Source organism: Parvularculales bacterium (genome assembly GCA_036881865.1).
Taxonomy (GTDB): Bacteria; Pseudomonadota; Alphaproteobacteria; order JAPOUT01; family JBAJNM01; genus JBAJNM01.
This window is the reverse complement of sequence record JBAJNM010000031.1, coordinates 1-24190: the sequence shown is the minus strand read 5'-3', so window position 1 is coordinate 24190 and position 24190 is coordinate 1. Positions and strand designations below refer to the sequence as shown.

The 24190-nt window shown below is 52.4% G+C and carries 21 protein-coding genes and 2 tRNA genes; 10 read left to right on the top strand and 13 right to left on the bottom strand.

Annotated features, from left to right (window positions below):
* The 3 genes from V6Z81_07455 to mutS form a co-directional block, all read right to left on the bottom strand.
* On the bottom strand, positions 1–269 hold a 269-nt coding region (locus tag V6Z81_07455; protein ID MEG9862321.1), incomplete at its 3' end, for a tryptophan--tRNA ligase.
* A 35-nt stretch (positions 270–304) separates the two neighbouring features.
* Positions 305–1867, bottom strand: coding sequence for a murein biosynthesis integral membrane protein MurJ (gene murJ / locus V6Z81_07450; GenBank protein ID MEG9862320.1), 1563 nt, complete (start codon positions 1865–1867; stop codon positions 305–307).
* Between the two features lie 128 nt (positions 1868–1995).
* Positions 1996–4794, bottom strand: a complete 2799-nt coding sequence (gene mutS, locus V6Z81_07445; protein MEG9862319.1) for a DNA mismatch repair protein MutS — start codon at positions 4792–4794, stop codon at positions 1996–1998.
* A 130-nt stretch (positions 4795–4924) separates the two neighbouring features.
* On the opposite strand from mutS, the gene V6Z81_07440 reads away from it, so the two are divergent.
* Positions 4925–5638 (top strand): hypothetical protein, encoded by a 714-nt coding sequence (locus V6Z81_07440; GenBank protein ID MEG9862318.1) that lies wholly within the window; start codon positions 4925–4927, stop codon positions 5636–5638.
* On the top strand, positions 5569–7188 hold the full coding sequence (locus V6Z81_07435) for a phosphate acyltransferase (protein ID MEG9862317.1): 1620 nt from the start codon (positions 5569–5571) through the stop codon (positions 7186–7188). The genes V6Z81_07440 and V6Z81_07435 overlap by 70 nt, the downstream gene beginning before the upstream one ends.
* 7 nt (positions 7189–7195) lie before the next feature.
* On the opposite strand, the gene ggt is transcribed toward V6Z81_07435, so the two are convergent.
* The 6 genes from ggt to rsmI all read right to left on the bottom strand — a co-directional run bounded on the left by ggt (position 7196) and on the right by rsmI (position 14261).
* On the bottom strand, positions 7196–8890 hold the full coding sequence (ggt, locus tag V6Z81_07430) for a gamma-glutamyltransferase (protein MEG9862316.1): 1695 nt from the start codon (positions 8888–8890) through the stop codon (positions 7196–7198).
* 92 nt (positions 8891–8982) lie between these two features.
* Complete coding sequence (locus V6Z81_07425; protein ID MEG9862315.1) at positions 8983–10380, bottom strand: ankyrin repeat domain-containing protein; 1398 nt, start codon at positions 10378–10380, stop codon at positions 8983–8985.
* Positions 10381–10452: 72 nt separating this feature from the next.
* Positions 10453–11988 (bottom strand): YifB family Mg chelatase-like AAA ATPase, encoded by a 1536-nt coding sequence (locus V6Z81_07420; GenBank protein ID MEG9862314.1) that lies wholly within the window; start codon positions 11986–11988, stop codon positions 10453–10455.
* Complete coding sequence (gene gshB / locus V6Z81_07415; GenBank protein ID MEG9862313.1) at positions 11988–12938, bottom strand: glutathione synthase; 951 nt, start codon at positions 12936–12938, stop codon at positions 11988–11990. The genes V6Z81_07420 and gshB overlap by 1 nt, the downstream gene beginning before the upstream one ends.
* Before the next feature lie 61 nt (positions 12939–12999).
* Entirely contained in the window at positions 13000–13383 is a 384-nt protein-coding gene (locus tag V6Z81_07410; protein ID MEG9862312.1) for a YraN family protein, read from the bottom strand.
* Positions 13380–14261 (bottom strand): 16S rRNA (cytidine(1402)-2'-O)-methyltransferase, encoded by an 882-nt coding sequence (gene rsmI / locus V6Z81_07405; GenBank protein ID MEG9862311.1) that lies wholly within the window; start codon positions 14259–14261, stop codon positions 13380–13382. The genes V6Z81_07410 and rsmI overlap by 4 nt, the downstream gene beginning before the upstream one ends.
* A gap of 155 nt (positions 14262–14416) precedes the next feature.
* On the opposite strand from rsmI, the gene leuD reads away from it, so the two are divergent.
* Both leuD and leuB read left to right on the top strand, forming a co-directional pair.
* Positions 14417–15022 carry a 3-isopropylmalate dehydratase small subunit gene (leuD, locus tag V6Z81_07400; protein ID MEG9862310.1) on the top strand — a complete coding sequence of 202 codons (606 nt, stop codon included), beginning with the start codon at positions 14417–14419 and terminating at the stop codon, positions 15020–15022.
* Entirely contained in the window at positions 15019–16119 is a 1101-nt protein-coding gene (gene leuB, locus V6Z81_07395) for a 3-isopropylmalate dehydrogenase (protein MEG9862309.1), read from the top strand. Before leuD ends, leuB begins: the two co-directional genes overlap by 4 nt.
* On the opposite strand, the gene V6Z81_07390 is transcribed toward leuB, so the two are convergent.
* A tRNA-Leu gene (locus V6Z81_07390) sits at positions 16103–16189 on the bottom strand. The two genes, leuB and V6Z81_07390, sit on opposite strands and share 17 nt — an antisense overlap.
* A 134-nt stretch (positions 16190–16323) precedes the next feature.
* On the opposite strand from V6Z81_07390, the gene V6Z81_07385 reads away from it, so the two are divergent.
* From V6Z81_07385 to V6Z81_07375, 3 genes are read left to right on the top strand one after another with little or no spacing between them, the layout of a single operon-like run.
* On the top strand, positions 16324–16905 hold the full coding sequence (locus tag V6Z81_07385) for a YqaA family protein (protein ID MEG9862308.1): 582 nt from the start codon (positions 16324–16326) through the stop codon (positions 16903–16905).
* Between the two features lie 19 nt (positions 16906–16924).
* Entirely contained in the window at positions 16925–17440 is a 516-nt protein-coding gene (locus tag V6Z81_07380) for a disulfide bond formation protein B (protein ID MEG9862307.1), read from the top strand.
* Positions 17433–18005 carry a demethoxyubiquinone hydroxylase family protein gene (locus V6Z81_07375; GenBank protein ID MEG9862306.1) on the top strand — a complete coding sequence of 191 codons (573 nt, stop codon included), beginning with the start codon at positions 17433–17435 and terminating at the stop codon, positions 18003–18005. The genes V6Z81_07380 and V6Z81_07375 overlap by 8 nt, the downstream gene beginning before the upstream one ends.
* A 12-nt stretch (positions 18006–18017) precedes the next feature.
* On the opposite strand, the gene V6Z81_07370 is transcribed toward V6Z81_07375, so the two are convergent.
* Positions 18018–18680 carry a peroxiredoxin gene (locus V6Z81_07370; GenBank protein ID MEG9862305.1) on the bottom strand — a complete coding sequence of 221 codons (663 nt, stop codon included), beginning with the start codon at positions 18678–18680 and terminating at the stop codon, positions 18018–18020.
* Between the two features lie 162 nt (positions 18681–18842).
* On the opposite strand from V6Z81_07370, the gene V6Z81_07365 reads away from it, so the two are divergent.
* The 3 genes from V6Z81_07365 (at position 18843) to V6Z81_07355 (ending at position 22155) form a co-directional block, all read left to right on the top strand.
* The gene (locus tag V6Z81_07365) at positions 18843–19838 is read left to right on the top strand and encodes an SMP-30/gluconolactonase/LRE family protein (GenBank protein ID MEG9862304.1); all 996 of its coding nucleotides are present in this window, start codon (positions 18843–18845) and stop codon (positions 19836–19838) included.
* 262 nt (positions 19839–20100) lie between these two features.
* A tRNA-His gene (locus V6Z81_07360) sits at positions 20101–20177 on the top strand.
* A 73-nt stretch (positions 20178–20250) separates the two neighbouring features.
* Positions 20251–22155 (top strand): PhoX family phosphatase, encoded by a 1905-nt coding sequence (locus V6Z81_07355; protein MEG9862303.1) that lies wholly within the window; start codon positions 20251–20253, stop codon positions 22153–22155.
* Between the two features lie 13 nt (positions 22156–22168).
* Here the strand turns inward: V6Z81_07355 and rraA are convergent, their stop codons facing one another.
* Positions 22169–22654: a ribonuclease E activity regulator RraA gene (gene rraA / locus V6Z81_07350; protein MEG9862302.1), complete on the bottom strand. Its 486-nt coding sequence runs from the start codon at positions 22652–22654 to the stop codon at positions 22169–22171.
* Between the two features lie 52 nt (positions 22655–22706).
* The gene (gene aceA / locus V6Z81_07345; GenBank protein ID MEG9862301.1) at positions 22707–23993 is read right to left on the bottom strand and encodes an isocitrate lyase; all 1287 of its coding nucleotides are present in this window, start codon (positions 23991–23993) and stop codon (positions 22707–22709) included.
* Between the last annotated feature and the right edge of the window lie 197 nt (positions 23994–24190).

Sequence of the window (24190 nt, the reverse complement as noted above, 5' to 3'; positions counted from 1 at the left end):
TCGGCGTGAGCCGCTACCCGGCTCTGGTTGAAGATAATCTGCCGGACGGGGTCAATGCCCGCCGCCAGATATGCCGCCGTGACCTCCCTCGTGTTTTGCGCCAGCAATTCAGGGTCCTGATAGGTCGTAATGGCATGCATATCCACAATGCAATAAAGACACGAATGAGTCTCTCCGAGAGTGGCAAAGTTGCGGATGGCCCCCAGATAATTTCCCAGGTGGAGTTCGCCTGTCGGCTGCACGCCGGAAAAAACACGCCTGTCAGACATGGTTATACGCAGGCCCGGTTATAAAAGTCATAAAATTATCTCCGTGCACTTAAATCACGACGCAATTCGTGCCAACTCATGGCACCCGTTATCTGACACAGTAAACCATAGCTGCCAAGCCCCGCCAGCACCAAAATCGCCAATGCGAAGACGCGCACAGCCACATCCATTCCGGTATCAAAAAGCCCTCCAAGACCACTCATAATTCCCCACAGAACAAGTCCCATGCCAATACTCGCCAGACCCGTCAACCACAACCGGCGATGCAGACGATTGTCGGGTTTGAGAGCATTTTGCCGCCACAGATGCCAGCCTAGATATCCGGCATTGACCCAGGCGGATAGCGTGGTGGCCACGGCAATCCCCACATGACCCATGACAGGAAATAACAGCAGACTGCCGGCGACATTGACAAACATGCTCAGTAAAGCGGCGTGGAGGGGAGTGCGGGTGTTTTGCCGGGCAAAAAATGCCGGTGAAAAAATCCGTATCAGGACAAAAGCCACAAGCCCGGGCGCAAAGGCAATAAGTGCCGAGATTGTTGCTGCGCTATCCGTTTGAGAGAAGGCCCCGTGTTCAAAAAGAGTGGTGATAATGGGGGCGGGGATCACGATCAGGGCTACCATGGCGGGCAGGGTGAAAAGCATTGAAATTTCAATGGCCTTGTTTTGCCATTGGGTAGCGGTTTCCTCGTCGCCACGGGCGAGGCTATCGGTCAGGGTGGGTAATAGAATAACGCCAATAGCGACGCCAATAACGCCCAGAGGCAGTTGGTAGAGGCGGTCCGCATAGAACAAAAAGGAAACAGCTCCTTCCTGAAAAGAAGCGATAGCAGAACCGACAAGAATATTAATCTGGGTAGCGGCTCCCGCTAAAGCTGCGGGCAGCGCCAGCCTCATGAGACGCTTTACATCATCTGTCAACCACGGATAGCGTATTCGCGGCGCAAACCCCGCCCGCCCTATGGCAATCAATAGCAGAAAAAATTGCAAGGCACCGGAGATTGTAACCCCCCACGACAGTGCCGTGCCGGGTGCACCGGTCAGTGGGGCTACCACCACCAGAACGGCAATCAAGATCAGGTTTAACAGGATGGGTGCGGCGGCTACTGCCATAAAACGCCCCAATGCATTCAGAACGCCTGCCAGAAGTGCCATCAAAGACATAAACGCCAGATAAGGAAGAGTGATTTGTGCGAACAAAACCACCATCGCCATGGTATCCGGATTATCCGAGAACCCCGGTGCTATAAGATAGGCAAGCCACGGCATAGCCAACTGTGCAGTAAGGGTGAGGATGACGAGACAGGTGACTAAAACGCTTAAAGTCTGATCTGAAAATGTACGGGCGGCAGTGCGGCCTTCCCGTGCGAGTTTGTCGGAGAACAAAGGCACGAAGCCCGCGCTAAAAGCTCCTTCGGCCAGCAGGCGGCGAAATAGATTGGGCAGACGAAAGGCAACAAAAAAAGCATCCGCTACAGGTCCGGTTCCCAAAATGGCTGCCATCAACACATCACGCACAAGACCCAGAACGCGGCTGACCATAGTCCAGCTGCTAATGGTGGCAAGTATGCGCAACAAGGCTCGCGGGGTTCTCATGATGGACGCAGGATTAGCCACAGTGAGTCAATAATTCTGATTTTTCACCGGCTTCCTTAAGAACAGGTGTTGTGTTTATCCCTGACAGATCATTGACGATCTCCGATATTTGCAGAGGGAGCGTCCAGTCAGTCATCGCTCAGTGAGGTGTGCAGTTTTTTAAGATCATAGATCAACTCCAGCGCATCTTTGGGGGTCAGAGTATCGGGGTGTATCTCCTTAAGACGTTCATGTAACGGGTCAGACGTGTTTTTAGCGCCGGTTTGAGTGCCGGCAAACAAGGGAAGATCCGAAGGCCCGTCAGTCTTTGCAGGGGTGGAATTTGATTCCAGCCATGTGAGTACATCACGGGCACGGGTCAACACGGCCTCCGGCAGGCCGGCCAGCCGGGCTACCTGAATGCCATAAGAGCGGTCTGCCGACCCGGCTTCTACCTTATGCATGAAAACAACCTCTCCCTCCCATTCCTTAACACGGATGGTCGCGTTAGCGAGATTATCCAATCGTGCCGAAAGAACCGTAAGTTCATGAAAATGAGTGGCGAATAAACCCCGGCACCGATTGACGTCATGCAGATGTTCAAGAACGGCCCAGGCGATAGATAAACCGTCAAAGGTTGCCGTGCCGCGCCCTATTTCATCAAGAATAACCAGAGACCGCTCGCCGGCCCGGTGCAAAATGGCGGCGGTTTCAATCATCTCTACCATAAAAGTAGAACGCCCCTGCGCCAGATCATCTGCTGCTCCAACCCGACTAAACAACCGGTCTACCACACCGATACGGGCCTCATCTGCCGGTACGAAAGACCCCATCTGAGCCAAAATTGTAATCAAAGCATTTTGACGTAGAAATGTTGATTTGCCCGCCATGTTGGGGCCGGTCATCAGCCATAGCCGACGGGCCGGTGTCATCGTCTGCCTGCCGACTTCCTCTGCCGTACAGTCAAGGCGGCAATCATTGGCCACGAAATTAGCACCCTCCCGCACAAGAGCGGCTTCTACAACGGGATGACGGCCATTGATAATTCTGAACGCCCGGCTTTCATCAACAACAGGGCGGCAATATCGCTGCTCGCTTGCCAACTGTGCATGAGAGGTCACCACATCCAGACGCGCCATTGCCGAGGACATAGACATAATATTATCGCGCAGGACTAACGCCTCTTCAGCTAATGCCTTAAAGAGTTCATGCTCCAGCTCCAGAGCCTGTCCTGCGGCTTCCTCTATGCGTTGGGCAAGGGTGGAGAGTTCCGTTGTGGTAAACCGCACCACATTGGTTAGAGTTTGCCGGTGAATAAAACTTTCGGAAAACGGCGGTGCCATCAGTTTGTCCGCCTGACTTGAGGGTGCATCCAGATGATACCCAAGCGCCTTGTGATGGCGAATCTTCAGGGTGCGGATGCCGGTTTCTTCCGCATAGCGCTCCTGAAGAGAAGCCATGATGCGCCGGCTTTCATCTTTAAGGGTACGAAGTTCATCAAGGGCGGCATCATATCCCTCCACAATAAAACCTCCCTCACGGGAGGTGGGGGGGAGTTCATACCCTGCACGGCCCTGAGCATCCGGAGCACCCAGTGCGCGGGTGAGATGATCCTCAAGACCGGCAGCATGGTGTCCTATGGCTAAAGCAATATCGCCAAGAAGGGGAGAAGAAAATTGATCAAGCGTTTTTGGGGTTATAGCGTTTAGCCGGGCAGCCGCCTTGTGAGCCTGAATGATCCCATCCCGGAGGGCTGCCAGATCCCGCGGGCCTGCCCGCCCTAAAGATAATCGCGAAAGCGCACGGGCCATATCCGGGCAAGCCTTAAGATCCCCCCGCAAAGCCGTGCGCAGTTCTTCTTCTTCAACAAGAAACCCCACTGCCTCAAGACGGTTATTGATGAGGGCGGCCTCCATAAGAGGAGCCGTTAAATCGTCTGCCATAAGCCGGGAACCCGCCCCTGTGACAGTGCGGTCAATGACCGACAATAAACTACCACGGCGTTGCCCTTCCAGAGTGCGGGTCAATTCGAGATTGGCACACGTAGCCGCATCAATCACCATGATACTGCCCGCTGTTTCATGCACCGGCGCATTAAGAACCGGCATCTCTCCCATCTGGGTGGTCGCTACATAATCAAGGAGTGCACCGCAGGCTGCCAACTGGGCACGGGAATAATCACCAAAACTATCCAGCGTTTTGACGTTGAAGTAATCCAGCAACCGACGTTCTCCGGCAATAGAAGAAAACTGTCTATCCGGTAAAAGCGTCAAAGCCGCTTCCTGCGCTTTCAAAACCGACCCGAGAACAGGATGTGCAAACAAACTATCCGATGCTAAAACCTCTCCCGGCATAAGACGCGCAAGACCGGCAGAGACCTCTTCAACCGGTGTCGTGCGGACGTAAAAATCACCCGTTGACATATCTAACCACGAAAGAGCGCACTCATCCGCCTGAGATTCCGTCTGCGCCAAAGCTGCCAGATAATTATGAGCACGGGCATCAAGTAAATTATCTTCCGTTATCGTTCCGGGAGTAACATGACGGACAACATCGCGCCGCACAGGAGTTTTACCCCCGCCACCCGAACGGCGGGCCGAGGGTTCTTCCATCTGCTCGCAAATGGCTACCCGAAAACCCCGTTTAATCAGCCGAGACAGATAAGTCTCGGCAGCACGGACGGGAACTCCACACATGGGAATATCTTCACCTTTATAGCGGCCACGCCGGGTCAGGGTAATATCCAGCGCTTCAGCGGCTGATCTGGCATCATCAAAAAAGAGTTCGTAAAAATCACCCATCCGGTAAAACAACAAACTGTCAGGGTAATTTTTCTTAATATCAAGATATTGCGCCATCATGGGCGTTGCGCCATCATCACCGGCGCTACGTACCGCGGTGATGCCGGATGAGGATTCCTGTTGGTGGGGGGCGGGCGTACCGGACATTCTGGTCTCTCACTTTTTCTCAATTTATAATGGCAAGACCGACAACACAAGCAAGCCGGTGGAGCGGTCTTGTATCCGGTGCAGATAGGGTCTAGAAGTGTGGCAAGCCTTATTGCAATGGACCATGAAAATGGACGACATAAAAAATCGTCAGATTACAGACCAAGAAGCTCTCTTATTTCATCAGCAGGGCAAACCCGGCAAGATAGAAATCAGTGCTACCAAACCCATGGCAACGCAGCGAGATTTGTCGCTTGCCTATTCTCCGGGGGTGGCTGCGCCGGTGCAAGCCATCGCCAATAATCCCGATTGTGCCTATGAATACACCAGCAAGGGTAATCTTGTGGCGGTGATTTCAAACGGTACAGCCATTCTGGGGCTGGGCAATTTAGGACCACTGGCCTCCAAGCCGGTTATGGAAGGCAAGGCGGTTTTGTTCAAGCGGTTTGCCGATGTCGATGCCATTGACCTTGAAGTGGACACATTAGACGTAGATGCGTTTATTGATTCCGTGCGTTATCTCGGGCCTTCTTTTGGCGGTATCAATCTGGAAGACATCAAGGCACCGGATTGTTTTATTATTGAACAGCGCTTGCGGGAGGTTATGAATATTCCCGTATTTCATGACGACCAACATGGCACGGCCATTATTTGCGCGGCGGGGCTTATTAATGCGCTGGATTTAACAGGTCGCGATATTAAAACCGCCCGCATGGTGGTAACGGAGCCGGTTCGGCGGGCATTGCCTGTCTTGAACTCATTAAGGCTATGGGCATGCCTTATGAGAATGTTGTTTTGTGCGATACGATTGGGCCTATCTATAAAGGCCGCGAGGAACGCATGAACCAGTGGAAATCAGCCCATGCGGTAGAAACCGATGCGCGGAGTCTAGCCGAAGTTGTTGAGGGGGCGGATATCTTTCTCGGGCTATCCGTTAAGGGAGCCCTAACGCCGGATATGGTGAAGTCCATGGCAGAACAACCGATTATTTTTGCCATGGCGAACCCTGATCCGGAGATAACACCGGAAGAAGTAGAAATCATTCGCGATGATGCCATTATGGCTACAGGTCGTTCCGACTATCCCAATCAGGTGAATAATGTATTGGGTTTTCCGTATATTTTCAGGGGCGCGTTAGATGTACGGGCAACTGCCATCACCGAAGAAATGAAAATAGGGTGCGCGCGTGCCTTAGCGGAACTGGCGAGAGAAGATGTGCCTGACGAGGTAGCCTCCGCTTATGGCGAGCGTCCCCGCTATGGTCCGAAATATATTATTCCGGCACCCTTTGACCCAAGGCTTATACGGGAGATACCTCCTGCGGTCGCCGAAGCGGCGATGGAGTGTGGCGTTGCACGTCTGCCTATTGTGGATATGGAGGGATACAAACAGCGATTATCAGCCCGTCTGGATCCGGTAGCAGGCGTGTTGCAGGCTATCATGGAAAAAGTGCGGCGTGACCCAAAGAGGGTTGTCTTTAGTGAAGGGGAGGAGGAGCAAGTTATCCGCGCCGCTATTGCTTTTCGTGATTTAGAGTTGGGAGAACCTGTTCTGGTAGGGCGGGAGAAAGCCATCCATGCCACGATGGATCGCATTGGCCTCCCGCGTCCGGTGTGCCCGCCTATTCATAATGCCCGCACATCACCCCTCTTGCAGGACTATGCGGACTACATCTATCAGCGATTGCAGCGACAGGGATATTTGTTGCGCGATTGCGTGCGCATGGTCAGCAATGACCGCAACATATTCAGCGCCTGTATGGTGGCCATGGGAGATGCCGATAGTCTGGTAACGGGTGTCACCCGCAATTATGCAACTGCTCTTGAAGACATTTCTCATGTGATTGACCCCATGGAAGGACGGCGGCCTATCGGGGTGTCGTTAGTTTTAGCGCGCGGGCGCACGGTGTTGGTAGCAGATACCAACGTTCACGATATGCCTACTGCCGAAGAGTTAGCGGATATCGCCGTAGAGACAGCTCATGTGGCGCGGCGATTGGGGTATGAACCGCGGGTAGCGCTTCTGGCCTATTCTACGTTCGGCTTGCCGTTGGGTGAACGGTCAGAACGTGTGCGGGAGGCCGTAGAAATTCTGGATGACCGGAGAGTAGACTTTGAGTATGACGGCGAAATGGCCGCCGATATTGCCCTCAACGCCGATGCCATGGCGCTCTATCCGTTTTGCCGTTTGACGGCTCCGGCGAATGTACTGATTATGCCTGCCATTCATTCTGCCAGCATCTCCACCAAAATGTTAATGGAACTGGGTGACAGTACAGTTATCGGGCCTATATTGGTGGGCCTGTCCAAACCGGTACAGATTGTACCTGTCAGCTGTAATGTGTCACACCTCGTCAACATGGCAGCTCTGGCCGCTTTTGACATCAACAAATAGTAACGCGCTACCCGCCGGATGTTATCATCACAGTTCCTTCACGGCGGGGGTCAGCGCCACCCTCAAGACCTTGTCCGGTTTTCAGTATTCCGTGCAGGCCGCTATTCATGACGGGTTGTTTTATTTCATGACCCAACGCTTCAAGTGCCGGTATGAGTCCGGCCAGCCTTATATCTTTCTCCAGTTCGGTTGGCCCGTTACGGTTGAGAAAATGAGGCAGAGAAACAGCCTCTTGAGGGGGTAAGTTCCAATCCAGCATGGCCACCAACGCATTGGCCGTATAGCCGATAATCCGGCTACCTCCCGGGGAGCCTATAGCGCCATAAAAGGCACCTGTGTCATCCAGAACAAGAGTTGGAGCCATAGAACTACGTGGCCGCTTGCCGGCCTCAACGCGATTGGCAACGGGCCGCCCCTCTACGGCAGGTACAAAAGAAAAATCTGAAATTTGATTGTTGAGTATAAAACCTCCCGCCATCAATCGTGAGCCAAAAGCATTTTCAACGGACGAGGTCATGGAAACAGCATTCCCCTTTTTATCAATAATAGAAAAATGCGTTGTTGAGGGTGGTTCAAACTGCGGCGGTGGTGCGGAAAGGTCCGGTATAATAAGGCCGGGCTTTGCCTTACCCATGGCCCGGGTGGGAGATATGAGTGTACTTCTTCCGTCCAGATATTTTTCATCCAGCAAAGCATCAAGGGGTACGTCAACAAAGTCCGGGTCGCCGACATAGTAGTTGCGGTCGGCAAAGGCCAGACGACCGGCTTCAGCGATCAAGTGAACGGATTGAACGGAAAGAGGCTCAACACTCTCCAGTTTAAAAGGGGCTAGCAAGCCCAAAATCTGGAGCACTGCCAACCCTCCTGACGATGGTGGTGGCATGCCGCAAATTTTGAATGTTTTGTATGGAAGGCACAGAGGCGGACGCATTCTGGCTTTATAGGCGGCCATATCTTCCAAAGAGAGTTGACCCGGATTTTGCGGGGTATTGCGCACAGTGGAGACAATTTCCTGTGCAAGAGGTCCGCGATAAAAAGCATCCGGTCCTTGATCGGCTATGGCTTGCAGACTTTGTGCGTAGTCCGGGTTTTTGAGAATGGTGCCAACGGGTTTAGGCGTTCCGTCCGGTAGATAAAAATACTCTCTGGTCCGAGGGAATGTAGGCAGATATTTGTCACGGCCTATCAAAAAAGCCAGCCGTGGCGAAATTCTAAATCCCCGGTTAGCCAGCTCGATGGCCGGTTGGAAGAGTTCAGCCCAGGTTAAGTTTCCTTCACGCCGGTGGGCCTCATAAAGAAGTGCTACAAGCCCGGGTACGCCAACGGCACGTCCTCCGACAATAGCCTCCCAAAACCCCATCGGCGTGCCATCGGGATTGAGAAACAGAGTTTCATCTACGGCAACAGGGGCTGTTTCCCGGCCATCGTAGGCGCGCACCGTGCCGCTAGCGGCATCGTAGGTGAGCAAAAAAGCCCCGCCGCCAATGCCGGAGGATTGCGGCTCTACCAACCCCAAAACCGCTTGTACGGCAATCGCCGCATCAACGGCAGACCCTCCGCGCTCCAATATCTCTACGCCTGCTTTTGTGGCATGAGGATTGGCCGCTACCACCATACCCTCTGCCGCCGGGACATCAGCATGGGCAACCGGACCAATGGCAAAGAAAACAACCCAAAAGAAAGAGAGAAAAAAGTTCTTCATGCCGTTCTATATAGTGAATAGTATTTTATTGGAGGCTTGTATACTTAAGTAGCAATCTGTATCTACCTGAAACCAATCAAAAAACCCGATTTCTATCGGTATTGAGCCTCGTTCAATAGCCAGTAGGCTTTGGTATCCTTGAGCGCTTCATTGTCCCGGGCATAATCAAGAGGTATTTTTCCCCATTCATCCTTCGCTTGCGAGTTAGCTCCGCGATCCAGCAAGGCTTCCACCACCTTCGGTGTTTCACTCTTGAACGCCGCCAGATGCAGTGGCGTTAATCCAAGATCAGCGCGGGGCTCTATGTTGGCTCCGCGATCCAGCAACAATTTCACCACCGCTGGGGTATCGCTATGTGCCGCTGCAGTATGGAGGGGTGTGAACCCAGACTCATTACGGGCTTCTATGTCGGCACCATGAGTCAGAAAAACCTCCACCACTGCTGGTGTTTGGCTATTGCGCACTGCCGCATGCAAGGGCGTTTGTCCATTCTTATCGCGGGCCTCTATATCGGCTCCACGAGCCAGTAGCACTACCACCACCGACGGTGTTTTGCTCCAAGCAGCTGCCGCGTGCAGGGGAGCTAGCCCCAAAGTAGCGCGGGCCTCTATGTCGGCGCCATGGTCAAGCATCAAAGCTAATGCCGCTGGTGAGGTGCTATAACTCGCCGCAACATGCAGGGGTGTGACCTCGCCCTTTTTTCTGCGGTTAACATCAGCGCCCCGGCTGAGAGCCGACTCTACATCTGCTACCGTTGCCATCTCCCAAAACTCCGAAGACAATAGCATGAAGGTCTCTTCAAGGTGCTGATGAGCCTCTTTAAGGCGCTGATAAACTTCTGTATCCTCAAGAGCCTCGTTCTCCCGAATAAAGGTATAAGGGGTGGCCTTGCCGTTCGTTTGTGCCTGTGGGTCGGCTCCGTGATCCAGTAAAACCTCCAGCACCGTCGGTGTTTCGTTACTAAATGCCGCCAGATGCAGGGGCGTCATACCCGCCAGATCAACAACCTCATCCTCAGTGCGGGCCTCTATGTTGGCGCCATGGTCCAGCAAGGTTTTTAGCACCGCTGGTGTCTTGCTCTGCGCTGCCGCCCAATGCAGGGGTGTCCAGCCATTCTTATTGAGGGCTTCTATGTCAGCGCCATGAGCCAGCAAAACTTCTACCACCGACGGTGTTTGGCTATTGCCCGCCGCCAGATGCAGTGGCGTAAACCCAAGCTCATTACGGGCCTCTATGTCTACCCCATGGTCTAGCACCCGTTCCACCAATTCTGTCGTGGCCCCCTGCCAAAAATATGCACTCAACAACACCCTCTCTCCTACGGTAGCAATTTGTTTGGCAGTGCCTAGAGAAGTCTCTGCGGCTTCACCAGAAACCTCTCCTGACTTCGTGATCTCATCTTCCCATGGTTTCCATGAATCCTGATTCTGATTACTACAACCGGCTAGCAAAAACAGTGCGCTCAGTCCCGCCGCTATTTTAGTTTTCATAATTCTTCTCTCCTGTGTTTTACTAAGCGGCCATCAGCCCCATTTTATTGTGTTGTGCTCATTGCATCAGGCTCACTGCATAACCCCTACAGCACCGCCACGCCAGGCCAGCGCCTCTGCGAGGTGCTTATGGCCGAGCTCCGGCGCATTGTCCATATCCGCAAGAGTAAGAGCGAGGCGCAACACCCGATGATAACCACGGGCGGTAAGGGATTTTTCTGCAGCAACCTTATCCATCAGTTTTTTGCCTTCCTCATCCAGAGGAGCCAAACGGCGCAAGCGCTCACCATCAGCCATAGCATTTAACCTCAAACCCGGGAGTGCATCCTGATAACGCGCCTCCTGACGTGCGCGGGCCTGTTTAACCCGTGCCGCTACTACGGCGCTGGCTTCACCGGGAGTGGCGGTTGTCATTTCTGACAATTGCACCGGAGGTACTTCAATACGAATGTCAAAACGGTCAAGAAGCGGTCCTGAAATACGCGTCTGATAATCTTGTAAACATCGAGGTTGACGACTGCATCCACGCTCTGCATCGCCCGCAAAACCACACCGGCAGGGGTTCATGGCCGCTACCATCTGAAAGCGCGCCGGATAGGTGATATGGGCATTGACCCGCGCCACAGTGACCTCACCGGTTTCAACAGGCTGGCGCAAACAATCCAAAACAGGGCGGGAAAACTCCGGCAGTTCATCTAAAAACAAAACCCCTAAATGAGCGAGAGATATTTCGCCCGGGCGGGCGCGGGTCCCGCCGCCTACCATGGCTGCCATGCTGGCAGAATGATGCGGTGCCCGAAAGGCACGAGTGCGGCGCATAGCACCTGTTGTCATTTCGCCTGCCAAAGAAGAGACAATACTACTTTGTAAAATCTCGTCTGCCGTCATGGGTGGCAAAATGCCCGGCAGGCGGCTGGCCAGCATAGATTTACCAGCCCCGGGCGGTCCTATCATGAGCAAATTGTGGCCACCGGCAGCGGCGACCTCAAGAGCACGGCGGGCCATTTCCTGTCCACGGACATCTGCTAAATCCGGCGCCGGGGCTTCATCCTGAGGAATACCGGGTTTAGGATCCGAGAGCATTTGTGTGCCCTTGAAATGATTAACAATCTGTATGAGGGAAAGTGCCGCCAATATCCCGCCGCCCTCGCGTTCTCCCAGACCAGACCATGCCGCTTCCGCCCCGCAAGCATCAGGACAAATAAGTCCGCGTTTTTGCTCAGCCGCCGAAAGAGCTGCAGGCAGAATACCGACTACCGGTGCCAGACGTCCGTCAAGGGCTAACTCTCCCAGCGCTACATATTTTGCTGCCGCATCTGCGGGGATAACATTGAGCGCTACCATCAATCCAAGAGCTATGGGAAGATCAAAATGGCTGCCCTCCTTGGGCACATCTGCCGGTGCCAGATTGACGGTAATACGTTTGGGTGGCAGCCCGAGGCCGATAGCATCCATAGCGGCCCGCACACGCTCCCGACTTTCGGCTACCGCTTTATCCGGCAGTCCGACAAGGGTAAACGCCGGTAATCCAGTGCTCATGCGCACTTGCACTTCTACCGGAATAGCCTCTACACCCCGAAAGGCAACCGTGTGAATCTGTGCTGCCATTATCCCTGCTGCTCCGCAAGCCGTGCCTCAATAGCATTCCATATCAGTGCCGCTCCGTTAATGCCGTCAAGTTGGTACAACTCACGAATACAGGTGGGGGAGGTTACGTTAATCTCTGTCAGAAAACCGCCGATGATATCAATACCGGTGAATATCAATCCCTTTTGCTTAAGGATAGGGCCAATGGTAGCGCAGATTTCATGATCGCGTTCCGTAAGGGTAGCTTTTTCAGCGCGTGCTCCAACGTGAAGGTTGGCGCGTAATTCTTCGCTTGAGGGGACACGATTAATGACGCCGACCGGTTCACCATCAACTAAAATAATCCGCCGATCACCTTCCCGTACAGCAGGCATATATTGTTGCACAACAAGAGGTTCACGATGGGTTTCCATCAACATCTCTAAAAGCGCATTGGTGTTTTGATCATCGGGGGTAATGCGAAAAACTCCGGCCCCGCCATTGCCATAAAGAGGTTTGACTACGATATCGCCATGAATGGCACGAAAGCGTTCAATCTCGCGCCTGTCAGACGTAATTAGCGTGGGAGGCATCAGATCGCGGAACTCTGTCACAAACATTTTTTCCGGCGCATTGCGAACTGAAGCCGGATCATTCACCACAAGAGTTTTCGGATGCACTTTTTCCAACAAAAAAGTTGCCGTGATGTATGCCATATCAAAGGGAGGATCCTGACGCATCATTACAACATCGACGGAACTAAGAGAACGGAATTGAGGATCACCCAAGTCAATACGTTCAGGGTTGTCGTGTACGCTCATGGAGCGCAAGGGGGCCACGACCTCATCCTCCCGTAAGGTAAGACCACTCACTTCGTAAAATAATAAATCATAGCCGCGATGAGCAGCCTCCAGTGCCAGAGCAAACGTTGAATCTCCCCGCAGGTCAAGAACTTCCACAGGGTCCATTTGAAAGGCTACAGTTAAACTCATAGCACGTTATATCCTGTGGTCTCCGTGTGTCTTGTGATTTGTGGTGTTCCTGCCATCAGCCCTACCATATTTTACTTCCCTCCGGCACCCGGAAAACATCTACCGCATGATGCGGCAAGCGTGCCGGTGTGACAAGAATAGCATCGAACCGTTCCGCCAGATGAGCCAAACGAGGGTGGCCTCCAATATAATAGGCCGCCGCACGCGCAATCCGCTTTTGTTGGTGAGAGGTGATTGCCTCCAGAGCCTGCTCTCTGGTGGCGCGATATTTTACCTCAACAAAGGTTAAAATCCGACCACGACGTGCAATGAGGTCTATTTCGCCAACAGGTGTTTTATGCCGCCGCGCCAAAACATGATATCCTTTAAGAGTAAGCCATAAGGCGGCAATCCTCTCCGCACGTTTTCCGGACAAAAAAGCACGTTGATGCCTGTCAGACGTCATTGCTGCTCCTCCCGCAGTGCCAACGCCCGCCGATAAAGAACACGCCGGCTCATGCCCGTCTCTGCTGCCACCTGAGAGGCAGCGTTCGCCAGACCATGTTCTTGCATGGCTTCAGCAAGATGAGCATCCAGAGTATCATCATCAATTATCTCACGTTCGTCGGGAGGGGCTATCATCACCGTAACCTCTCCCTTAGGCGGAGTCTGTTTGTAATCTGCGGCAAGAACATCAAGCGTGTTGCGGCGTACCTCCTCAAATTTCTTGGTCAACTCCCGCCCGATAGCCGCTTCCCGATGACCCAGAACATGAGCCATGTCGCCAAGAGCAGCTGCCAGACGCCGAGGGCTTTCAAAGAACACAAGCGTGGCCGGAATATCCTTGTATTGTGTCAGCGCTTTGCGGCGTGCCGCTGACCGTGGTGGCAAAAACCCCCCAAAGAAAAAACGATCTGTAGGGAGGCCCGCAATGGCCAACCCCGCCAAGACAGCAGAAGCTCCCGGTAGCACCATCACTTTGATGGAAGCCTTTTGCGCTTCTTTTACGAGCCGAAAACCCGGGTCGGAAATAAGAGGTGTGCCTGCATCACTCACAAGTACAATAACCGCCCCCTCTTGTAGCTGCGCTATGATTCCGGGCCGAACCCGTTGCGCGTTATGGTCATGATAGGACTTAAGAGGGGTTGTCACACCATAGCGGGTCAGCAGGCGTCCCGTTATTCTTGTATCTTCACACAATATAACGTCAGCCCTCTTTAAGGCTTCAAGAGCACGCAAAGTAATATCACCCGCATTGCCGATGGGTGTTGCCGCAACATACAAGCCCGCCGTAAGGGTTTTGCCCGCCGCAAAGGGCAGGGTAGCGCCAGTTTCAGATGTCATGGGCTGGCATCATACAGGTTTGCGGCCTTGCCGTCATGGAGGGGTATAGGCCTGTTAAAACTCTCTCCCTTGCGCCTGCTCTGCTTTATTTGCTATTTTTGATCCAAAGTTCACGATATCAATCTGCGCTCATGGGCGCATTCACTGGGAGAAGGATGAAAAAATTCACCAAAATAGATGGCGTTGCCGCTCCCTTGCCGATGATGAACGTGGATACGGATATGATTATCCCCAAACAATTTCTCAAGACTATCAAGAGGGACGGGTTGGGAAGACATTTGTTTGATGAAATGCGTTACACACCGGACGGAGCAGAGATTGACGATTTTGTGCTTAACAAACCGGCCTATCGTTCGGCGCAGATTTTGGTGACAGGGGATAATTTCGGGTGTGGCTCGTCCCGTGAGCATGCGCCGTGGGCGTTGATGGATTTTGGTATTCGCTGTGTGGTGGCAACAAGTTTTGCGGATATTTTTTACAATAATTGTTTTAAGAATGGCATCTTGCCTATCATCCTGCCGCAGGAGGAGGTTGATAAGCTGATGGATGATGCAGAGCGGGGAGCCAATGCCACTCTTTCGGTGGACCTAGAGACTCAGGAAATACGCGGGCCTGACGGGGGCGTTATTCATTTTGAGATAGATGGTTTTCTCAAGCGCTGCTTGCTTGAGGGGCTGGATGATATCGCCCTTACCATGGAAAACAATCAAGCTATAGATGATTTTGAATCCCGCCACAGGGCAGCACAGCCCTGGCTATGAGCGCACGTCTTCTTGTTTTGCCCGGGGACGGTATTGGCCCTGAAGTGATGGCCGAGACGTGTCGTGTTTTGAGCTGGTTTATGGTACGGCGCGGGTTTGAGTGTACGTTGACGGAAGATTTAGTGGGGGGCGCATGCTATGAGGCTCATGGCGTTGCGGTGACCGATGCAACGGTGGCTGAGGCCAAGCAATCTGATGCGGTGCTGTTTGGAGCGGTAGGCGGGCCGAAGTGGGATAATGCTCCTTTTGATGTACGTCCTGAAGCGGGGTTGTTGCGTCTTAGAAAAGATCTGGATTTGTTTGCCAATTTGCGTCCGGCTCTATGTTTTGCACCCTTAGCGGATGCCTCATCGTTGAAGCGGGATATTGTTGAGGGGCTGGACATTCTTATCGTGCGGGAGTTGACGGGTGGTGTTTATTTTGGCGAACCGCGGGGTATTGAAGAGATTGGCGAAGGTGTGCGCCGGGGTGTTAATACGCAAATCTATGACACCACCGAGATTCATCGCGTGGCCCGCGTGGCATTTGACTTAGCGCGCCGCAGGGAAGGACGGGTGACCTCGGTTGAAAAGCGCAATGTTATGGAATCCGGTCTGTTGTGGCATGAAGAAGTCGTAGCGCTTCATGAGGCGGAGTACGGGGATGTAACCCTTGATCATATGCTAGCAGATAATTGCGCCATGCAGCTGGTGCGCCGCCCCAAACAATTTGACGTGATTGTTACGGATAATCTGTTTGGTGATATTCTCTCTGATATTGCTGCCATGTTGACAGGCTCTCTCGGCATGTTGCCATCAGCCTCTTTGGGGATTGCAGGCGGCGGGGCGCTTTATGAGCCGGTGCATGGGTCAGCGCCGGATATAACGGGTAGCAATCAGGCTAATCCGCTGGCAATGATATTATCGCTGGCTATGGCGTTGCGCTATTCATTTGACCGGGGAGATGACGCTGATTTGTTAGAGCGTGCCGTTGTGTGTGTGTTGGATGAGGGGTGGCGCACAGCAGATATTATGCAGGAGGGTATGATGAAGGCTTCCACGACAGATATGGGCGATGCTGTCTTGCGCGCTCTTGATAATATGGTGCCCCTGGCCTGACTCGAACAGGCACGCCCTTGCAGGCAACAGATTTTGAGTCTGCCGCGTCTACCAATTCCGCCACAGGGGCTCCCAAGAACATTATCTTAATCTGCGCCCTATCATAAGACGCTCTTTGTTTTCATTCAAAGGGAAACCGTAAATCATGGCCACTCCCATGAAGAAAAATAGACATGACGTTTACCTATCCCTATCATGGGTTCTATGTTGCGTCGCCTCTATGACTGGACTCTCACCCTTGGGCCTCGGCGTGGAGGACGCTGGGCTCTCGCCGGTGTAGCTTTCACGGAAAGTTCTTTTTTTCCCATACCGCCCGACATTCTACTTATTCCCATGGTGTTAGGCGCACGAAACCGTGCCTGGCAGTTGGCAATCATCACAACGCTGGCATCTGTCGCCGGTGGCGCGGCCGGTTATGCCATCGGATATTTTCTCTACGAATTTGTAGGTCAGCCCATGATAGACCTCTACGGTTATGAACAAGAGTTTGAAAGATTCACGGACCTCTATGAACGTTACGGGCTGGCTATCGTTTTAATTGCGGGCTTTACCCCCTTGCCCTACAAAGTCATTACCATTGCCAGCGGAGTGGCTGCCCTCAACTTACCGATGTTTATCATCGCAAGTCTTATCGCACGAGGGGCACGTTTTTTTGCCGTAGCAGGGCTGTTATGGTGGTTAGGTCCCGCCGTTCGTCATGTTTTAGAGCGCTATTTTAATCTGTTCTCTGTCGTGTTTGTGATTTTACTGATTGCCGGTTTTGTTGTAATTGGATGGTTTATATGAGTTCTTAGACTGCGCCCCCATGATGCACCGGATACCCTCTGATACCACTCTTATTCTTGCTGTTGCGTTGTTAAGCCTCGCAACTCTTGGTGGCGCTTATCTATTTGAATATGTAGGCGGATTGGCTCCTTGTCCTTTATGTCTGCAACAACGTATTCCCTATGTAGTGGGTGCGCTGATGACTGTGTTGGCCTGGCAGGCAGGGGGGCGGGCACCCATGGTGCGGAGCTTGCTTATGGGGCTAGCGGTTGTGGCCTTTATTATCGGAGCAGGGCTTGGGGTGCATCACTCCGGCATAGAATGGGACTGGTGGGCCGGGCCTGCATCCTGTAGCGGGGGAGGGGGGATTCCCCTTAGCACGGCTGATCTTCTGGAAAGCCTCAAACAAGAAAACCAGATCGTGCGCTGTGATGAAGCCCCCTGGCGTTTGGCGGGTTTGTCGCTGGCAGGCTACAACGTGTTGATATCTGCGGGGTTGGCATTTTTATCGACTCTGGTTGTGTGGCGATATTGGGGGCCTACTCTCCATGAATAGTGAGGCGAAAGAGAACCGGGCCATTGCCCGTATGGTGCGCGTGGACCATGCCGGAGAACGAGGCGCGGTGCGGATTTACGAAGGGCAAATGGCTATCTTTCGTCATCTTCCTCACAAGCGGCGGTTTATGGATATGCTGGGAGAAATGCTGGAGGGAGAACAGACACATCTAAGCAAATTTGAGAAGCAGATAGTGATGCGTCAAGTGCGGCCTACCGCCATGTTGCCTCTTTGGGATGTTGCGGGATTTGCCCTTGGCGCCGTTACGGCTTTGATGGGAGAACGTGCGTCTATGGCGTGTACGGAGGCGGTGGAGGACGTAATAGAGGCTCATTATGGTCGTCAGGTTGAGGCCATGGATGTGATGATAGAGCAGGCAGAGGGTCAAGACGGTGCGGAACGAGAGGATTTTCGCGCCCTCCTTGCCGAGTGCCGCGAAGATGAAGCGCATCATCGGGAAAGAGCCATTGCAGAAGGCGCAAAAGAAGCCCCTGCCTATGATGTGCTCAGTAGTGTCATCAAGGCGGGATGCCGTCTTGCCATACGGATATCGGAAAGAATCTAGTTCTTCTGTCTTTTATGATTTTGGCTGTGGAATAATGCGCAAATAGGGAGTCGGTGCTTTCCAGCCATCAGGATATTTCTTTTTGGCGTCATCATCCGAGACCGCCGGTACGATAATGACATCCTCACCGTTTTTCCAATTCACAGGTGTTGCAACCTGATGGTTGGCCGTAAGCTGAAGACTGTCAATAGTCCGCAATATTTCATCAAAATTGCGCCCTGTGCTCATGGGGTAAACGAGAATGAGCTTTATCTTCTTGTCCGGTCCCACAACAAAGACATTGCGTACCGTTTGATTGTCCATCGCCGTGCGCCCGCTGGAACTATCGCCAGCATCCGCCGGTAACATGCCATAAGCCTTAGCAATTTTAAGTTCATTATCGCCAATCAAAGGATAGTTAGGTGCCTGGCCTGACACTTTCTCAATGTCTTGCGCCCAGCGTTCATGGTCGTCAATGGGATCTACGCTGAGGCCAATAATTTTACAATTACGCTTTTCAAACTCCGGCTTGAGTTTGGCCATATACCCCAGTTCCGTGGTGCAAACCGGTGTGAAATCTTTAGGATGCGAAAACAAAACCGCCCAGCCGTCACCAATCCACTCATGGAAACGAATGCGTCCTTGTGTTGTATCAACCTCAAAGTCAGGGGCTGTGTTACCAATCTGAAGAGTCATAAGTATCCTCCTTTTCCGCTTGCTTTAAAGCCCTTCTATTGTACACCCTTTGCCAGAGGAGAGGCAATGTTCTTTACAAACCCATCTGATTTATGAAACTATAGAGCAACATTATTATCCCCTTCCTTTTGTTCAACCTAAATAATAATCAAGGAGGTAACAATGACGCTTGAGTCTATTCCAGTTTCCGCCATGGAGAAAATTGGCATAGGTCTGGACCGCCCGGAAGATGTGGTGGTGGGTCCGGATGGCCGGGTGTGGGCCTCGGACCATCTCTCAGCATGTGCAGAGATTATGCCTGATGGCTCCCTGCGCCGGACAGGTAAAACGAATGGTGCGCCCAATGGTATCAATATGGATCAGCAGTGCCGGATTATTATTGCTAATTTCGGCATCTATGATGGTGTAGCAGGGCCACTCCAACGGCTTGATCCGGAAAGCGGAGATGTTGAAGTATTGGTGTCAGAGGTTGGCGGGCAAGTGCTGACCTCATCTAACTATCCGGTTGTTGCCACCGATGGCACTATCTGGTGCACCCATTCTACGTTTGCCGAGCAATGGCCGCAGGCACTGGATGGGCGAACTGACGGGTTTGTGTATCGCTTAACGCCGGATGGCATTGTGCATAAAGAAGCCGATGGGTTAAAATTTGCCAACGGATGTTGTTTGGATGCAGAAGAGGAATTTCTTTATGTCAATCAGACAAGTGGTGGCAATGTTGTGCGCTTTCCTATAGGTAATGATGGCTCTTTGGGAGTGCGTGAGGACTACGGCCCCATGCTGGGTATTATTCCATCGCCACCGAAACCATCGCAAGAGATAGATCTGGATGTAAGACTTTCATCTGAAGAGGTGGCCTCTTTGTTGCCGTCTTCTGAAGACCGCTCAAACTGGGCCTTCACCGATGGCAACGGATTTGATGAAGAAGGCAATTTATGGGTGACACTTCCGGCCGCCAATAAGGTGGTTGCCATAACGCCTGCCCGAGAAGTGATCACCATTGCTCATGATCCCACCGGAGATATGCTCAATCACCCCACCAACGTCACATGGGGTGGTGCTGATCGGCGGGATATTTATTTTGGTTCTATTGTTGCCGATTATGTGGTCAAAGCCCGCTCTCCTGTTGCCGGTATGGCCATGGTTCACCAGCGTTAGGAACTCTCAAAATATTGCCTGATAATTACGACAACAGAGTAGCCAAAAAAGATTAATTAAAGATTAGCAACATCGGCATCTGAAACGATTATTCTGATAGGCCCAAGCGTATAAAGACGTAGCTAGGAGAGGTTTTATAGCGGGGGTTTGTGGCGTAAGTAAGTGAAGGGAGGGCAGATACCCTCTCGCTCTTACTCCATTTGCGCGCTACAATAGTCTGCCTCATTGTGGAGTCGTTGTGGGCTTTGAGGAGGGGGCTTGGGCAGCCGTAGCTCAGTAGGTTAGAGCGCCTGATTGTGGATCAGGAGGTCCGTGGTTCAAATCCACGCGGCTGTACCAGTTTTGTATTCTGGAGGAAAATGATGTCAGCTGATTTCTATAGCGGCTATAATCGTAATGGCCACGGAGATAGATGATGAAAAATTCAGGCTTTCCGGAAAAATTATCATTTGACGGGCATGATGAAATTATCAATCCACCACCTGATACATGCGATTTTGACCGGGTTATAGAAAGCGCTCTTAATCGCAGAGGGTTTCTGGGGGGTGTGATTCAATTTGGAGTAGGTAGTTTTATCGCCAGTTCGGTTCCGCTTATCGGTTCCGCTGCTCGGGCCTCCGGAGATCGTTTTGGCTTTCGGCAGGTTGAAGCCAATACTCAAGATACAATCACCGTGCCGGAAGGGTTTGAGTGGTATCCTCTCGTGTTATGGGGAGATCCGCTTTGGTCTGATGGGGCAGCGTTTGATGAAGCAACGCGTGGTAGCGCCGCCAGTCAGGCCCGTGCCTTTGGCGACAACAATGACGGCATGGAGGTTTTCACCCGAGGTGGGCGCGTGGTAATAGCGGTCAACAATGAATACACCACGGGTAAGATTATCTGGGGTAACCGTTCGCGGATTGAATCCGTTACCCGCGATGACAGAGAAAAAGCCATGATGGCTCATGGGCTTTCACTGGTTGAAATTGTGCACAAAGATAGATCATGGAGGGTGGTAAAGGACAGTCCGTTTAACCGCCGCATTACGCCGCGTACGGAAATGATTCTAACCGGCCCCGCTGCCGGGCATGATCTTTTGAAAACCGCCGCCGACCCTACCGGTACGCGAACGCTGGGTACCTGGAACAATTGTGGCAGTGGGAGAACGCCCTGGGGGTCGTATCTTACCTGTGAGGAAAATTTTAATTTTTATTTTTCTGCCACAGATCCGAACTATCGTGTGAGCTCGTCCCTGAAGCGGTATGGGGTGTCGGGAAGAGAATGGTGGGGATATGGCTGGGCTACCCTTGAGGAACGTTTTGATGTGTCAAAACATCCTAATGAGCCCAACCGTGCCGGTTATGTTGTGGAAATTGACCCCTTTGACCCCCACGGGATGCCTAAAAAACTCACTGCTCTGGGTCGCTTCAAGCATGAAAATGCAGCGTGCTTTTTGGCTACAAATGGTCATGTGGTGGTTTATATGGGAGATGATGAGCGGGGCGAGTTTCTCTACCGGTTTGTCTCTGAGCGGCCTTATTCCGCTAACGGCAACAATGCGGATCTCCTAGAGAAGGGTATGCTTTATGTTGCCAAGTTTGATGATAAGATGAGAGGTAAGTGGATACCTCTTACACCGGTTACGGTGGGTATGGGACAGGCGGAGATATGTATCCATACCCGCGAGGCGGCATCAAAAGTTGGGGCTACCACCATGGATCGCCCGGAATGGGTTGCTGTGAATCCAACGAAAACCGAAGTATGTGTGGCCCTGACCAATAATAAAAACCGGGGGATTAAACCCAACGCAGGTGGTGACCCAACACCCCCCAACGGCCCCAACCCGCGATCTGAAAACCATTACGGGCAGATTGTTCAATGGATGCCCGATGAAGGTGACCATACTGCCGAGGGGTTTCGCTGGCAGTTGTTTGCGCTGGCAGGTAACCCTGCAGCGCATCAAGATGCTTTTGCGGGGTCATCCAACATCAATGCCGGTAACATGTTTAACGCGCCGGATGGCCTGGCATTTGATGACACCGGCCTATTGTGGATTCAAACAGACGGCAAATACACCAATGAGGGTGATTTTGCGGGCATGGGCAATAATCAGATGCTGGCGGGAGATACGGCAACCGGTGAAATCAGGCGGTTTCTGGTAGGGCCTAAAGAGGCTGAAATCACGGGTCTTACGTGGTCACCAGACCGCCGGACCATGTTTGTTGGTATTCAACATCCCGGAGAACAGGGTAACAGTCATTTTCCCCGAGGGGGCTCCAGCGTGCCGCGCTCAGGGGTCTTCGCTGTTCGTCGCAGTGATGGGGACCGCATAGGGTAATTAACGTGTAGGATTACGCTAATTCTTGCGCAGCAACGATAATGCCATCCGCATCAGCGTAAAGCCAATCGCCGGGGGTGAATGTCACACCCGCAAAGGTAACCGGGATGTCGTGTTCTCCGGCATCGCTCTTATTGCTTTTGCGAGGGTGAGGGGCAAGCGCCTTGATGCCTACGGCAGCTACCTTCAACTCATCGCAATCTCGCACACAACCGTTAATAACAACGCCCGACCAGCCGTTTTGTGCAGCCAGTGCGGCCAGATTGCCGCCAAACAAAGCGCAGTTAAGCGAGCCGCCGCCATCTACTACCAACACACGGCTTTCGCCCGGCTCCTCTACGGCGGTGCGGACTTTGGTATTGTCCTCAAAGGTTTTGAGCGTCGTTACGGGTCCGTGAAAAGCAAGGCGTCCGCCAAAATCACGAAATACCGGCGTACAATAATGCACCTTATCACCATGATCATCGGATAAATCTGTAGTGGCTAAAGAGCCCATCATGAGAACCATTACGGCTGACCGGAGGGCGGTGGTTGCGCCCCGCTATAGATTATTATTCTGCCGCTTTGAACTGAGCCGCCTCGGTAGAGGCACCAAGGGCCGTGGTAGAGGACTTACCGCCGGAAACAGCCAGAGAGACGAGGTCAAAATATCCTGTTCCCACTTCGCGCTGATGGCGGGTAGCGCTGTAGCCGTCTTTTTCAGAATCAAACTCGGCTTGTTGCAGTTCAGAATAAGCCGCCATGCCCCGGTCACGATAGCCCGATGCCAGCTGGAACATGCCATAGTTCAATTGGTGAAAGCCCGCCAGAGTAACAAATTGATATTTGTATCCCATGGCGGCAATCTCACGTTGGAAGCGGGCGATGGTATCACGGCCCAGATTAGCCTCCCAATTGAAAGAAGGAGAGCAATTATAAGCCAGCATCTGATCAGGATGTTCACGCTTAACAGCCTCGGCAAACATTCTGGCTTCATCAAGGTTAGGTACAGAGGTTTCCCACCACAGCAAATCGGCATATTTAGCAAATGACAGCCCGCGCTTGATGCAATGGTTAAGGCCAGTACCTTCTTTTAACCGATAAAATCCTTCCGGTGTGCGATCGCCAGACTCAATGAACTCATGGTCACGCTCATCAACATCAGAAGTAATAAGACGTGCGCTTTCAGCGTCAGTACGGGCCATAATCAGGGTAGGAACACCGCATACGTCAGCGGCCAAACGGGCGGCGTGTAGATTACGCTCATGCGCCTGAGTCGGAATAAGAACCTTGCCGCCCAAGTGGCCGCATTTCTTTTCAGAAGCCAACTGGTCTTCATAGTGAACACCTGCTGCCCCAGCTTCAATGTAAGCCTTCATAATCTCGAAACAGTTCAGGGTGCCGCCAAAACCAGCTTCGGCATCTGCGACAATGGGGGCAAACCACTCACGTTTTGCGCCACCTTCTGAATGTTCAATCTGGTCAGCGCGTTGCAGGGTGCGGTTAATTTTACGTGCCAACTCAGGACCGGAATTAGCCGGATAAAGACTTTGATCCGGATAGGTAGTGCCCGCCGTGTTGTTGTCAGCGGCTACCTGCCAGCCCGACAGATAAATGGCTTTCAATCCGGCGCGCACCATCTGCATGGCCTGATTGCCCGACAGAGCGCCAAGGGAATGGACATAATCCTCTGTCTGCAACAATTCCCACAACCGTTTGGCACCACGGGTAGCCAGCGTATAATCAATTGTAACAGAGCCACGCAGTTTCTCTACATCAGCAGGTGTATAAGGCCGCTCAACGTTGTCAAACCGCCCTTTGGGTGCATTGGGAATCAAATCATAGAAAGTTTTGCTCATAGTTGAAAATCCTGACTAGAAAAAGAAGAGCGTCGCTCCATATTATGACAGCCACCATAACGGGTTTTCTGTTTATACTCAAGGGTGGGGCGCTAATAGCCCCGCTAATTTGCACTTCTGCCTAAGCCTTGATGGTCTCTCCTTCCAGCAAAAGACCGTAAGCGGGCAAGGTAAGAAACTCCTCGCAATCAGAGGAG